This is a genomic window from Streptomyces sp. NPDC002889, from assembly GCF_042888425.1.
GTDB lineage: Bacteria > Actinomycetota > Actinomycetes > Streptomycetales > Streptomycetaceae > Streptomyces.
In genome coordinates this window covers 52,242-65,432 of sequence record NZ_JBIAPT010000004.1, presented here as the reverse complement: position 1 = coordinate 65,432, position 13,191 = coordinate 52,242, and the positions used below count along the sequence as shown (strand labels likewise).

12 protein-coding genes and 1 other RNA gene are annotated in these 13,191 nt (G+C 70.0%); 2 read left to right on the top strand and 11 right to left on the bottom strand.

All coding sequences use genetic code 11. The features are described 5' to 3' along the window. Window positions 1-23: 23 nt before the first annotated feature. Complete coding sequence (locus ACFYWI_RS07170; RefSeq protein WP_389226496.1) at window positions 24-674, bottom strand: hypothetical protein; 651 nt, start codon at window positions 672-674, stop codon at window positions 24-26. A 158-nt stretch (window positions 675-832) separates the two neighbouring features. Next, entirely contained in the window at window positions 833-1,798 is a 966-nt protein-coding gene (locus ACFYWI_RS07165) for a LysR family transcriptional regulator (RefSeq protein WP_389226493.1), read from the bottom strand. 83 nt (window positions 1,799-1,881) lie between these two features. Here ACFYWI_RS07165 and ACFYWI_RS07160 point away from each other — a divergent pair, with 83 nt between their 5' ends. Then, window positions 1,882-3,216: an MFS transporter gene (locus tag ACFYWI_RS07160; RefSeq protein ID WP_389226490.1), complete on the top strand. Its 1,335-nt coding sequence runs from the start codon at window positions 1,882-1,884 to the stop codon at window positions 3,214-3,216. A 62-nt stretch (window positions 3,217-3,278) separates the two neighbouring features. On the opposite strand, the gene ssrA is transcribed toward ACFYWI_RS07160, so the two are convergent. From ssrA to ftsE, 5 genes are all read right to left on the bottom strand, one after another. Further along, window positions 3,279-3,673, bottom strand: a transfer-messenger RNA (tmRNA) gene (gene ssrA / locus ACFYWI_RS07155). Window positions 3,674-3,768: 95 nt separating this feature from the next. Continuing rightward, window positions 3,769-4,248, bottom strand: coding sequence for an SsrA-binding protein SmpB (gene smpB / locus ACFYWI_RS07150; protein WP_389226486.1), 480 nt, complete (start codon window positions 4,246-4,248; stop codon window positions 3,769-3,771). A 35-nt stretch (window positions 4,249-4,283) separates the two neighbouring features. After that, window positions 4,284-5,441 carry a S41 family peptidase gene (locus ACFYWI_RS07145; RefSeq protein ID WP_389226483.1) on the bottom strand — a complete coding sequence of 386 codons (1,158 nt, stop codon included), beginning with the start codon at window positions 5,439-5,441 and terminating at the stop codon, window positions 4,284-4,286. A 67-nt stretch (window positions 5,442-5,508) separates the two neighbouring features. Continuing rightward, window positions 5,509-6,426: a permease-like cell division protein FtsX gene (ftsX, locus tag ACFYWI_RS07140; protein ID WP_389226480.1), complete on the bottom strand. Its 918-nt coding sequence runs from the start codon at window positions 6,424-6,426 to the stop codon at window positions 5,509-5,511. Window positions 6,427-6,458: 32 nt separating this feature from the next. Continuing rightward, entirely contained in the window at window positions 6,459-7,148 is a 690-nt protein-coding gene (ftsE, locus tag ACFYWI_RS07135; RefSeq protein WP_389226477.1) for a cell division ATP-binding protein FtsE, read from the bottom strand. A 249-nt stretch (window positions 7,149-7,397) separates the two neighbouring features. Here ftsE and ACFYWI_RS07130 point away from each other — a divergent pair, with 249 nt between their 5' ends. Beyond that, window positions 7,398-7,592, top strand: a complete 195-nt coding sequence (locus ACFYWI_RS07130) for a hypothetical protein (RefSeq protein ID WP_389226474.1) — start codon at window positions 7,398-7,400, stop codon at window positions 7,590-7,592. A gap of 81 nt (window positions 7,593-7,673) precedes the next feature. On the opposite strand, the gene ACFYWI_RS07125 is transcribed toward ACFYWI_RS07130, so the two are convergent. The 4 genes from ACFYWI_RS07125 to ACFYWI_RS07110 form a co-directional block, all read right to left on the bottom strand. Next, complete coding sequence (locus tag ACFYWI_RS07125) at window positions 7,674-8,363, bottom strand: hypothetical protein (protein ID WP_389226472.1); 690 nt, start codon at window positions 8,361-8,363, stop codon at window positions 7,674-7,676. 270 nt (window positions 8,364-8,633) lie between these two features. Then, a complete protein-coding gene (gene prfB, locus ACFYWI_RS07120) occupies window positions 8,634-9,740 on the bottom strand; it encodes a peptide chain release factor 2 (RefSeq protein ID WP_389226469.1) in 1,107 nt (368 codons plus the stop codon). Window positions 9,741-9,842: 102 nt separating this feature from the next. After that, window positions 9,843-11,114: a serine/threonine-protein kinase gene (locus ACFYWI_RS07115; RefSeq protein WP_389226466.1), complete on the bottom strand. Its 1,272-nt coding sequence runs from the start codon at window positions 11,112-11,114 to the stop codon at window positions 9,843-9,845. A gap of 139 nt (window positions 11,115-11,253) precedes the next feature. Continuing rightward, the gene (locus ACFYWI_RS07110) at window positions 11,254-12,906 is read right to left on the bottom strand and encodes a serine/threonine-protein kinase (RefSeq protein WP_389226462.1); all 1,653 of its coding nucleotides are present in this window, start codon (window positions 12,904-12,906) and stop codon (window positions 11,254-11,256) included. Between the last annotated feature and the right edge of the window lie 285 nt (window positions 12,907-13,191).

Genomic DNA, 13,191 nt, shown 5'->3' with positions numbered 1-13,191 from the left:
GCCCGGGATGCGGGGAGGGTCATCTAAGGTGCGCCTTCTTGCACGGGTGGATCGGTGGGGTCTCCAGGAGGCCCGGAGTCGGACGGCGTCGGGCCGGGCGCACTGCTCGGGGGGCCGGGCGCGGTGCTGGGGACGGACGGGGTGACGGCCGGCCGGGGGGCGGCCGGTCCGCCGGAGGGCTTGGCCGGCGGGGAGCCCGAACCGCCGGGTGCGGGCACCGCGGGCGGTGAACTGCCGTCGGTGCTGCCGGAGGGCTGCGGCAGAACGGCGCCGGTGGAGTCGCTGGGGGTGGGTGCGTCAGGGGTGCTGCCGGGCGTGGCCACGGTGGAGGCGCGGTCGGTGGGGGCGGGCTGTATCTCGACCTGGTCGGTCTGCTTCTCGCCCGCCTGACCGAGGCCGGGCAGCCAGGGCGCGGTGGAGTTGCCGCCGGCCAGGGCGGCGACGAGCGTGATCGCATAGCACGCGCAGGCGGTGGCCAGAACCCATCCGAGGCGCCGGAACTTCTTGCTGCGGCGGCCGCTCTCGTCGACGAAGACGGGTCCGTCGGAACCCTCCTGCGCGCTGGCCGATTCGGCCTGCATCCTGCGCAGTTGCCCGAGGCCGTCGAGTTGGACGGTCACCTCGTGCAGTTCATGTGTCTGGCCGACACCGGCGTCTTCTTGCCATTTTTCCATGGCTGATCGCACATCCCCCACTGGCAGCTTGCGGGTGCACGGTGTGACAGACCGGCCGCTGTCCATCGGGTTCCCCAACCCGCTCACAGCATCTCCACCTAATTCACTCACCCGGGTGATGAATGTAGCGCACCCCCGGTGGACCGTGGGCCCCTGTCTCACTTGTTGTCACACATCAGGGACATATCACGTTCCGGCAACCATCCGGCGGACGGTCTGTCCAGCCAGCCCTCCTGCGCGGCGAGTTCGGCGGCGGACCGGCGCAGCGCGTCCAGTCCGGGGTGGCGCAGCCCCTTGCGCCACACCAGGGAGAGCGGTGACAGCGGTACCGGGTCGATGATCGGCCGCAGTGCAGCACCGGGCATGTCCGGAAAGTCGATCACCGCAAGAACGGGGGTTGACGTCTTGGCCATGATCCGCTCGAACTCCTCCCGCCCGATCGCCACGGGCGCGGGCGGCGCGATCGAGATCCCGCGCCCGGCGAAGAGCAGCCTGGCGAGCTCGGTCCACTCCAGGGTCCGAGAATTGCCGGCACCTGCGTATACGGTCTCGCCCGCGAGAGCGTTCAACGGAACACGGTCCAATTCGGTGAGCGGATGCCCGTGGGGCAGCAGGACGGCCATCGGCTCGAACCGAACAGGCTGCTGCGACAACAGCGCCTGCACGGCGGGCTCGAGACCCGCGAAGCGTCCGAAGGACGCATCCAGCCGCCCGGCCAGGATCTCGGCCGCGGCCCAGGTCAGGCCGCTCTCGAACCGGGCCATGAGCTCGCATTCCGGGGCGAGTTCACGCGCCCGCGCGAGGATCCGCCCGGACGTCATGCCCGCGGTGTTCAGGTCGACCAGCAGCGGTCGCTCGTCTCCGGCGGCTGCCCTGACCAGCTCGTCCTGCGCGGCCAGCACCCGGCGGGCGTACGGCAGCAGCCGCTCACCATCGGCGGTGAGGGTCACCTGGCGGGTGGTCCGGACGAACAACTCGACGCCCAGCTCCCGCTCGAGGCGCCGGATGTCCCGGCTCAGGGCCTGCTGGGCGACGTAGAGACGGGCGGCGGCGCGGGTGAAGTGCAGCTCGTCGGCGACGGCGGCGAACGCACGGAGCAGCCGGGGTTCCAGGTCCTGGGGCACGGGGCATTCAACAACACGGATGCGTGAATGGCCACCGAACGGGTGTTGGACGGGTGCGTGATCGCGCGGCGAGTCTTGAACCCATGCCGCAGCCGATCCGGTCCCAGAGGACCACCGACCCCTCACTGCCCGCCACGACCCGGACACCCACCCTCGCAGCGGATCCCGAGCGCACGGCGCCCGGCAGCGCGACAGGCACCGAACCCGGCGGGGGGCCCGGCAGCGCCACAGACGACGAACCCCGCGTGGAGCCCGGCGGCGCGCAAGGTTCCTACCGGAGGCTGTTCGCGGCTCCCGGGGCCCTGGCCTTCACCGCCGGGAATCTCATCGCCCGGCTGCCCATGGGGATGTTCAGCGTCAGCGCCGTCATCATGATCGCCGGGTCCCGGGGGTCGTACGCTCTCGCCGGTGCCGTCACCGCGACCGGGCTCGCCGCCACCGCGCTGGTCGCGCCGTGGACCGCCCGTCTCGTCGACCGGCACGGCCAGGCCCGCATCGCCGTGCCGGCCACCGTCCTGGCCGCACTCGGCTCGCTCGCGCTGCTGCTGTGCATACGTTTCGACGCCCCCGACTGGACCCTGTTCGCCGCCTACGCGGCGACAGCCACCACCCCCAACAGCGGCGGTATGTCCCGGGCCCGCTGGGCCCATCTGTACGAGGGCGACCCGGCCGCCCTGCACACCGCGAACTCCTTCGAGCAGGCCGCCGACGAGCTGTGCTTCATGCTCGGCCCGGTGCTGGCCGCATTCCTGTGCTCGGCGCTCTTCCCGGAGGCCGGCACCCTCGTCGGCGCGATCCTGCTGCTCACGGGCGTCCTGGTCCTCGCGGCCCAGCGCTCCACCGAACCGCCCGTCGCACCGCGCGCCCGGGTGGGCTCGCCGCTGCGCGCCAAGGGCATGCCCGCCCTGCTCACGGTCTTCCTCGCCACGGGCGCGGTCTTCGGCTCGATGGAGGTCGTCACCCTCGCCTTCGGCGACGGCCCGGCGGCAGGCGCGGTGCTCGCGCTGCAGGCGGGCGGCTCGTGCGTCGCCGGGCTCGTGTACGGAAGGGCCCGGCGCACAGCCGGGCTCGTCACCTGTCTCGCCGCGATGACCGCCTTGATGTCCCTGCCCCTGCTGGCCGCCGTCGGCACGGGCTCGCTCGTGGCCGTCGCGGGCGCCCTTCTGCTCGCGGGAATGGCGACGGCTCCGACGATGGTGACCGGGATGACCCTGGTCCAGCGTCTGACCCCGCAGGGACAGAGCAACGAGGGCATGACGCTCGCCGTCACCGCGCTGCTCGGGGGGATCGCGGCGGGCTCCGCGAGCGGCGGCTGGCTGGTCGAGCACGCCGGCCCGGCCACCGGGTACGCCGTGCCGGTGTGCGCCGCGGGCCTCGCGCTCGTACTGGCGGGCATGACAAAGGCCCGGCTGTCGTGACAGCCGGGCCTTCGCCCACATGGGATGAGGGGTTCTGGGGGCATGCCCCCAGAGACTCCACCGAGTGGAGATGGCGGGAATCGAACCCGCGTCCAACGGTGCTAAAGCAGGGCTTCTCCGTGTGCAGTCCGCTGCGATTTTCTCGGCCCCGGAGATCACGCGGACAAGTCTCCGACGGGCTCAGTCACTGTTTGATTTCCCTCCGGACCCCGTGACCGGGTCTAGAGGTTTAGTTCCCTGGTTGACGCCAGGAACCGGGTCGGGAACAGCCCCGGGCTGACGCTCCATAGTGAAGGTTCGTCTCTACTGCCTAATCAGGCAGCGAGGGCGAAGGCTTCGGAGTTATCGCGCTGAGAATTGGCGATTATTGTTTGCGACATATGGTTAACGAGATCATTGCCGCTTCCTCGACACGCTTCCCCTGCTTCGACATCCGCTGTCGAAACCGATCATCCCCATGTTGATTTTTCAATCCACGCATGCCCCCTCGGTGGGGGGCAGGTGCCATCGTACGTGACCAACGCACGACCGTGCCAGCCTATTCCCGAGGGGTCAGGCCTGCTGACGCCGACGGACCGCCGAGATCGCCCGGTCCGTCTCGCGCCGGTCCTGCTTCTCACGCAGCGTCTGCCGCTTGTCGTACTCCTTCTTGCCCTTCGCCAGCGCGATCTCGACCTTGGCCCGGCCGTCCTTGAAGTACAGGGCCAGGGGCACGATGGTGTGACCCGTCTCCTGGGACTTCGACTCGAGCTTGTCGATCTCCTCGCGGTGCATCAGCAGCTTCCGCTTGCGCCGCGCGCTGTGGTTCGTCCAGGTGCCCTGGCTGTACTCCGGCACGTGCACGTTGTGCAGCCACGCCTCGTGGCCGTCGATCTGGACGAAGCCGTCCGCCAGCGAGGCCCGCCCCTGGCGCAGCGACTTCACCTCGGTACCCATCAGCACGAGACCGCACTCGTAGGTGTCGATGATGTGGTAGTCGTGCCGCGCCTTCTTGTTCTGCGCGATCAGCTTGCGCCCTGTTTCCTTAGCCATAGTCCCGCCATTTTCGCACTACGCCGCAACACTTTTTAAGACGTGCCGCCCAGGCCGCTCAATACCGTCTGCGCACGCTGCTCGGCGCCCTCGCCGGCGACCAGGTCCGGTGTGATGCCCCGGCCGTCGACGCTGTGGCCCGCCGGGGTCCGGTAGTGCCCCACGGTCAGCTCGGCGACCGAACCGTCGGGCAGGGGGCTGGGCATCTGCACCGAGCCCTTGCCGAAGGTGCGCGAGCCCACGGTGACCGCGCGGCCCCGGTCCTTGAGGGCGCCGGTGACCAGCTCGGCCGCGCTCATGGTGCCCGCGTCGACGAGCGCGACGACGGGCCGCTGGGTGTCGCCGCCGGGGTCCGCGTACAGCGCCTGCTGCTCACCGCGGACGTCGTACGTGGCGACCAGGCCGCCGTCCAGGAACGCGGAGGCGGCGGTGACGGCCTCGGAGACCAGCCCGCCCGGGTTGCCCCGCAGGTCCAGCAGGACACCGGCGCCGGAGGGTGCCTTGCGCACCGCGTCGCGCACCCGGCTGCCCGACCCCTTGGTGAACGACGCGACCTTGATCATGACGGTCCCGCCCTCGAGGTGCTCGACGGTCACCGCCTCGGTGCTCAGCCGGGCGCGGGTCAGCCGCTCGGTCCACTCGCGCCCCCCGCGCTCCAGACCCAGCACCACGGTGGTGCCGTCGCCGCCGCGCAGCAGTGCCACGACCTCGGTGACCGGGCGGGTGGCGACCTCGTGGCCGTCGATCGTACGGAGTCGGTCGCCGACACGGATCCCGGCGCGCTCGGCGGGGCCGCCGGGCTGGACCTTGGCCACCTCCACACGGCCGTCGCCGGTGCGTCTGGCCCCGAGGCCGACGCCGGTGTACTCACCGTCGAGGGCCTTCACGAACTCCTCGTACTCGTCCTTGTCGTACACCGCGCCCCAGCGGTCACCGCTGCGGCTGACGACCTCTTCGGCCGCCTGGGAGGGGGACTTGCCGTCGGCCATGGCATCGGCCGCGGCTCGTTCGACAGCGTCGCGGTCGACGGTGGCGCCCGCGGCGCGGGCCGCCAGGCGGCGGTGCGGTTCGCCCTGTTCACGCGGCAGACAGTCGGTCGCCGCAGCGGTGGCGAGAACGGTCGCGAAGACCAATGTCAGGGCCGCCCCGCGGCGGATGCCGCGGGACCCTGTACAGAACTCAGGTCCCGACATGGCGTCGAGTCTAGGACAAGCAAAAGGCGCCGTACGGCCGTTGACCGTACGGCGCCAAGGGCGCTTGTCACACCTTGAGATACTTGCGCAATGCGATGAAAGCAGCAACAGCCGGCATCAACAGCCCGATCGCCAGCACCAGGGGCAACTTGGTGATCACGGCATCCCAGCCGATGAAGTTGACCAACTGCATCTTCTCGGAAAGCGCGAGACCGTGGTCGATCAGGAAATATCTGCCGAGCAGCAGCATGACGCAGGCGACACCGGCACCCAACAGCCCCGCGACGGCGGCCTCCATGATGAACGGCATCTGGATGTAGAAGCTGGACGCGCCGACCAGACGCATGATCCCGGTCTCACGCCGACGGCTGAACGCCGAAACACGCACGGTGTTGACGATCAGCATCAGCGCAATGACCAGCATCAGGGCCATCACGAAGATCGCGGCCACGTTCATGCCGTTCATGAGCTCGAAGAGCTGGTCCAGGATGTCGCGCTGGTCCTGCACCGACTGGACGCCGTCACGCCCGGCGAAGGCCGTCGCGACCACCTTGTACTTCTCCGGGTCGTCGAGCTTGACCCGGAACGACTCCTGCATCTGGTCAGGGGTGATCGTGGAGGCGATCGGAGTGTCGCCGTACTGCTCCCGGTAGTGCTTGTACGCCTCCTCGGCCGACTCGAGATGGATGGTGTCCACGACGTCCATCTTGTCGAGATCGGCCCTGATCTGTTCCTTCTGCGCCGTGGTGACCGCACCCTTGCCGCACTGGGGCGAGGTGGCGGCATCGTTCTTGTTGCAGAGGAAGATCGAGACGTTGACCTTGTCGTACCAGAAGTCCTTCATCGTGCTGACCTGCTCACGCATGAGCAGCGCACCGCCGAACAGGGCGAGCGAGAGGGCAACGGAGACAATCACCGCGAAGGTCATCGTGAGATTTCGGCGGAGACCGACGCCGATCTCCGACATCACGAACTGGGCGCGCATGGCGTGCTTTCAGCCTTTCAATCTGTCCGGGCTCAGTGCTGGTAGCCGTAGACGCCGCGGGCCTGGTCGCGAACGAGCCGGCCCTTCTCGAGCTCGATGACGCGCTTGCGCATCTGGTCGACGATGTTCTGGTCGTGGGTCGCCATGATCACTGTCGTACCGGTGCGGTTGATCCGGTCGAGCAGCTTCATGATGCCGACCGAGGTCTGCGGGTCGAGGTTGCCCGTAGGCTCGTCCGCGATCAGCAGCATGGGGCGGTTGACGAAGGCCCGCGCGATCGCGACGCGCTGCTGCTCACCACCGGAGAGCTCACCGGGCATCCGGTCCTCCTTGCCGCCGAGGCCGACGAGGTCGAGGACCTGGGGCACCGCCTTGCGGATCTCACCGCGCGGCTTGCCGATGACCTCCTGGGCGAACGCCACGTTCTCGGCGACGGTCTTGTTGGGCAGGAGGCGGAAGTCCTGGAAGACCGTGCCCAGCTGGCGGCGCATCTGCGGCACCTTCCAGTTGGACAGCCGGGCCAGATCCTTGCCGAGGACATGGACCAGGCCCTGACTGGCGCGCTCCTCGCGCAGGACCAGACGCAGGAAGGTCGACTTGCCGGAACCGGACGAGCCCACAAGGAAGACGAACTCGCCCTTCTCGATCTCGAGGGAGACGTCACGCAGGGCAGGTCGGTTCTGCCGGGGGTAGGTCTTGGAGACGTTGTCGAATCGGATCACGGGTGCACCACGGTCGGCCGGGAGTAGGTGTGCGTGACCTTACGCGAACCGGGCGGCGGCGTGCAGGCGGCGTCCGGGGTTGCGCGTTTTGTCCGGTCAGGAACGGGTGTAATCCGGCGGGGCGCGCCGAAACGCGTGCGAGCTGGCACAGTGGTAGGGGAACAGTCGCGTTTCCCCGGGCGTTGCCGGGAGAGAACTGTGCTGACGGTCCGCGTCCTGCGGCTCCGGCGCGCGGGAGGAGGAAAGCGCATGACCTACGACCGATTGGTGTGCGCCAACTGCGCGGGACCCGTAGCCGAGGGTCGCTGCCACGTCTGCCGGGCGAATCGTGAGCGGCTGCAGCAGGAGGGCCCGTTCGGCGGGCTGAGCCCGATGGCTCTGCTGACCCTGCTGGTGGTGCTGATAGCGGCGGTGGCGCTGGTGGCGGCGCACCAGCCCGCATAGAGGTCACGGAAAGGGCCCGGGGTGCTCACCCCGGGCCCTTCCGCATGTCACGCGCTATGTCACGCGCTGTATCACTGTCGCTCAGGCGACGGTGCGTCCGCCACCGACGAGGCGCGGCAGCATACGGAAGCCGATGCCACCGGCGATCATCGTCGCGGCACCGATGAGCAGGAACGTGGTCTCGGCGGCGCCGGTCTCCGCCAGCTCCTCCTTGGCCTTGCCCTGCTCGACCGGCTGGGAGCCGGCGCTGTCGGTGTCGGTGTTGTCGCTGCACGCGGCACCGTCGGCGTCAACGGTGCAGGTGCCGGCGTCACCGTCGGCGTCGTTGTCGTTACCGCCGCCGTTGCCGTTTCCGCCACCGTTGCCGTTTCCGCCGCCATTGCCGTTGCCCGGCTGCGACGGGGTCGGCTCCGGGTCCTCGGTCGGGTCCGGGTCCTCGGTCGGGTCCGTCGGAACGTCGGTGGGGACGTCCGTCGGAACGTCCGTCGGGACGTCGGTGGGAACGTCGGTGGGAATGTCCGTCGGAACGTCGGTCGGGATCTCCGTCGGGATCTCGGTCGGCTCCTCCGTCGGCTCGTCGGTCGGGTCCTCCTTGATGCCGAGACCCACGTCGATGCTGTTCTTGCCGGCGTTCGCCTTGGCCTCGAGGGGACCCACGTCGATACCGATGCCCACGGCGCTCGCGGCGCCGGCGGCGGTCAGCGACGCACCCGCGGCGATCACCGCACCGGCGGCTATGCGCGCGACACGGAGCCGCGTCTTCTTCGTCATCTGGCTGCTACCCCCAGTAGCTGATCTCGTCAATGGAGCAGCGTCCGGGGCAGCGATCCCAGAGGGCGTATTACCGCGCCCCAGGACACACACGCCCCAGAAATACGCATGCCGCGCGTCAGCTTTGCTGGTTGTCGCATGACCGTCAAGCTCGTTGCGCGTGCGATGTCCGATATGAAGTCAGTTGACTGACCTGCGGGGATGCAACTGTGACATAAAAGGGAACTGCCGCCCACGGGGCGGCAGTTCCCTTGTCGATAAAGCGAGTTGCTACTTCTCCTGCTGCTTGCGCCAGCGAATACCGGCCTCGAGGAAGCCGTCGATCTCACCGTCAAGCACCGCCTGCGGGTTGCCCACTTCGAACTCCGTACGCAGATCCTTGACCATCTGGTACGGGTGCAGGACGTACGAACGCATCTGGTTTCCCCAGGAGTTGCCGCCGTCGCCCTTGAGGGCGTCCATCTTGGCCTGCTCCTCCTGGCGGCGGCGCTCGAGCAGCTTCGCCTGCAGGACGTTCATCGCGCTCGCCTTGTTCTGGATCTGGGAGCGCTCGTTCTGGCAGGAGACGACGATGCCGGTGGGGATGTGCGTGATGCGGACCGCGGAGTCGGTGGTGTTGACGCCCTGGCCACCGGGGCCGGAGGCGCGGTACACGTCGATGCGCAGTTCCGTCTCGTCGATCTCGACGTGGTCGCTCTGCTCGACGACCGGGAGAACCTCGACACCGGCGAAGGACGTCTGGCGGCGGCCCTGGTTGTCGAAGGGCGAGATCCGCACCAGACGGTGCGTGCCCTGCTCGACGGAGAGCGTGCCGTATGCGTACGGGGCCTTGACGACGAAGGTGGTCGACTTGATGCCGGCCTCTTCCGCGTACGACGTCTCGTAGACCTCGGTGCCGTAGTTGTGCCGCTCGGCCCAGCGCATGTACATGCGCTGCAGCTGCTCGGCGAAGTCCGCCGCGTCCACGCCGCCGGCCTCGGCCCGGATGTTGACCAGCGCCTCGCGCTCGTCGTACTCGCCGGACAGCAGCGTGCGGACCTCCATCTCGTCCAGAGCCTTCCTGACCGACACGAGCTCGGTCTCGGCCTCGGCGAGGGTGTCCGCGTCGTCCTCCGTCTCGGCGAGCTCGAAGAGCACGGCGAGATCATCGATCCGCCCACGGAGCGCCTCGGCCTTGCGCACCTCGGCCTGGAGGTGCGAAAGCTTGCTGGTGATCTTCTGCGCCGCCTCCGGGTCGTCCCACAGGGACGGCGCCGCGGCCTGCTCCTCGAGCACGGCAATGTCTGCCCTCAGCCTCTCGAGGTCCAGGACGGCCTCGATCGACCCCATGGTCGAGGAGAGGGACTTCAGCTCTTCGGATACATCGACGACTGCCACGGGTCCAGCGTAACGGCTGAACGGGGGAGACCGTGCTGGCCCCGTTCCACGGTGCCAGGGCCCGCGAGCGGGGCAGGCCCCGACGACAGCCGATGGCGGCCCCTACGGCTCCGAGGGGGCCGACTGCTTCGAGTCGCGGGGCGGGGTCTCGATGTCGTCCCCGCCCGTGGCCAGCCAGCTGCCGACGCCGACCGCCACCACGACCGCGAGCGCCGCGACCCCCAGGGTGATACGGCGCTTGCGCACGGCGTCGGACCGGTGGCGGGCCGAGCCGGGGCGGCGCTGGCCGGGGGCTCGGGGGGCCCGGGCCGTGCCGTGGGCGCCACCGGCGAGCTCGTCAGGGGCCGGAACGCGCATGGAGGTGTGGGTGTCGCGGTTGGAGTCCGCGGGGGCCGCGCCGGGGACCAGGGGGACGGCACCACGGCGGCGGGGCTCGCCGGGGGTGGCCGGGGCGATCTCCTCGTACGGCTCGGCGGGCGGCTCGGCGTCCGGCTCGTCCACATCCAGCGGCGGCATGCCCGCCAGCAGCGGAAGCACGTCGTGCAGCCGGGCGGCCAGCTCCGAGGCGCGCAGCCGGGACGCGGGGGCCTTGGCCAGGCACTGGACGATCAGCTGCCACAGCTCGTCGGGGATGCCCGGCAGCGGGACGACGGTCTCGGTCACATGCCTGCGCAGCACCGCGCCGGGGTGGCCGCCGCCGAAGGGGGTGAAGCCGGCCAGGAGCTCGTACAGGACCGTGGCCAGCGCATAGATGTCGACCGCCGCGCGCGGCGGCAGGCCCTCGACGATCTCGGGCGCGATGTAGTCGGGGGTGCCGATGATGCCCGAGGGGCTCGGTGCGCCGCCCGAGGCGGGGCGCAGCGCCTTGGTGCGGCGCGGGGTGTCGATCAGCTTGGCGACGCCGAAGTCGGTGAGCAGCGCGGGGTGGGAGCCGGCGGGTCCGAGCGGACCCTCCATGTCCAGCAGGATGTTCTCCGGCTTGACGTCCCGGTGCACCACCCCGGCCGCGTGGGCGACCGCGAGTGCTTCGGCGACGTCCGCGATGATCGCGACGGCGGCCTCCGGGGCGAGGCGGCGCTCGCGGTCGAGCCGGGTGCGCAGATCGGTGCCGCGTACGAGGTCCATGACCAGCGCCAGGTCGTTGCCGTCCACGACGAGGTCGCGGACGCCGACGACACAGGGGTGGTCGAGCCCGAGCAGGGCGGTGCGCTCCTGTACGAAGCGGCCGACGAGCTCCTGGTCGGATGCCAGGTCCTCGCGCAACAGCTTGATGGCGACGGGCCCCTCGGGTCCTTCACCGAGCCACACCGTGCCGGCGCTGCCCCGCCCCAGGATCTGATGGGCCGTGTACCGGCTGCCGATATTCCGTGCCAAGACTGCTCCCTCAGCGGCTGGCGTTGGCCCTTAACGTACGCGGGCATCCGGGTGCTGTGTGCCCAGGATGGCGCCAACCTTCACTCCTGCGGGACGAATCGGCCCGCAGGAGTCGACAAATCGACAGAGTTACTGTGGGTTACGGCACGTTGTTGCCGACCTCGTCGGCGGTGCCCTTCGCCTCGCCGAGCTCGGAGACCCAATTCGTGACCTTCGAAATGCCGTCACCGATCGCGTCCCAGTAACTTTTGCCCTCGGCGATCCAGCCCTGGAGCGGGGTCAGCTCCCAGATGAGCCAGCCCGCGACGAAGAACAGCACCACGGTGAACAGACACCCCTTGAGGCATCCGAGGCCGGGGATCCGCATCCGGTTCGCGCTGCGCTGCCGCGGCTCGCGGGGTGGGCGCCGCGCGGGCTGCTGGGGTGGCGGCTGCGGGGGCGCGTACTGCTGCTGCGGCGGCGGCGCGTACGCGTGGGGCTGCGGGCGCTGGGGCTGCTGGTACCGGGGCTGCGGCGGCTGCGCGTACGGCTGCGGCTGGGGGCGCTGAGGAGGCCGTTGCTGCTGCGGCTGCTGGGCGTGGCGCTGCGGACGGCGGCGCAGCGGGTCCTGGCTCGGGTCCAGGTACTGCATCTGCGTCTGCTCGTTGCGGTCACGCACCCCCTGCAGCTGCGACTGCCAGGGGTGCGGGTCCTGGGGACCCTGCCCCTGCGGTACGGGCGGCATCACCGAGGTCGGGTCGCCGCCGCCCCCGGGCGGCCCCGTCTGCGGCAGCACGCTGGTCGCGGCCGCCGGGTCGAACGCGCCGGCGCCCGCGGCGTTGCTCGGAAGCACCTGCGTCGGATCTGCGGCACCGGGAGTCTGCGGCACCGGGGCCGGCGAGGGGTCGGGCGCGAGCAGCGCGGCCACACCGAGCGCGGCCTCGACCTGTGCGCTGGAGGAGTGGACACCGATGCCGGCCGCGACGGTGCGCAGGCCACGGGCGAGGTTCTCGGCGCTGGGCCGTTCGGCGGGCTCCTTGCGAAGACACCTCTCTATGACCGTCCACAGCGGCTCGGGGACGGTCGTGGGCCGGCGCGGCTCCTCGCTGAGGTGCCGGTGCAGCACCTCGAGTGCGGTGCCTCCCGCGAACGGTGGCCGTCCCGTGACGAGCTCGTACAGCAGGATGCCGGCGCCGTAGATGTCGACCGCGGAGGTCTGCGGGCGGCCCTCGGCGGACTCGGGCGCGACATACGCGGGGGTGCCGACGAACTCGTGCGTCCGGGTCAGGCCCGGGGAGTCCGCGAGGCGGGCGATGCCGAAGTCGGTCAGCATCGGGTGCATCTGGCCGTCGGCGTCCGTCTTGAGCAGGACGTTCGCGGGCTTCAGATCACGGTGGACCACGCCGTCGGTATGGCTGGCGGCGAGCGCGTCGGCGATCTGCGCGGTCATCAGCGAGGCGGCGACCGGGCTGAGCGGGCCGCTTTCCCGCAGATAGCGGTGCAGGTCGGGACCGTCGACCAGGTCCATGACGAGGGCGAGCAGATCGCCCTCGACGACGAGGTCGCGGGTGCGCACGATGTTCGGGTGGGTGAGGCGGAGCAGGACGGAACGCTCCCGCAGGAAGCGCATCACCACATCCGCGTCGTTCGCGAGCTCCTCCTTGAGGACTTTGATCGCGACGGTCTCACCGGGCTGGCCGGCAACGGCCGCCTCGGCGCCCGCGGTCTCGCGCTGGCGGGCTCGCCAGACGGTACCCGTGGCACCGCGCCCGAGGGGCTCCTCGAGCAGGTACTTGCTGCCTACCGGCCGCACGTCATGTGCTCCCTGCTGATCGTGGTCCTCTTACGGTCCCGAGCGTGCCAGGTCGATCCTGTGCCCGCGAGGGTGTCCGACCCACTTTAGTGCCGGAGTAGAAACACTGGCGGATCGTCGTACCGCCGGCCTTCCGGTCGTGTTCGAAAGAGAGACGCGGGCATCGTACGGACGGTTGCCGTGTGCCCGTGCAGTGAACATCACCTCGGGGCTCCCGGACCTTCCGGATCGGACCCAACCAGGCACTTTTACGTCCAGAGCCGACCATTCAAGATCACTGACAGA

Coding starts and splice junctions, on each gene's coding strand:
- ACFYWI_RS07170 (WP_389226496.1), bottom strand. CDS start 674: ATGGAAAAATGGCAAGAAGACGCCGGTGTCGGCCAGACACATGAACTG.
- ACFYWI_RS07160 (WP_389226490.1), top strand. CDS start 1,882: ATGCCGCAGCCGATCCGGTCCCAGAGGACCACCGACCCCTCACTGCCC.
- smpB (WP_389226486.1), bottom strand. CDS start 4,248: ATGGCTAAGGAAACAGGGCGCAAGCTGATCGCGCAGAACAAGAAGGCG.
- ACFYWI_RS07145 (WP_389226483.1), bottom strand. CDS start 5,441: ATGTCGGGACCTGAGTTCTGTACAGGGTCCCGCGGCATCCGCCGCGGG.
- ftsX (WP_389226480.1), bottom strand. CDS start 6,426: ATGCGCGCCCAGTTCGTGATGTCGGAGATCGGCGTCGGTCTCCGCCGA.
- ACFYWI_RS07130 (WP_389226474.1), top strand. CDS start 7,398: ATGACCTACGACCGATTGGTGTGCGCCAACTGCGCGGGACCCGTAGCC.
- ACFYWI_RS07125 (WP_389226472.1), bottom strand. CDS start 8,363: ATGACGAAGAAGACGCGGCTCCGTGTCGCGCGCATAGCCGCCGGTGCG.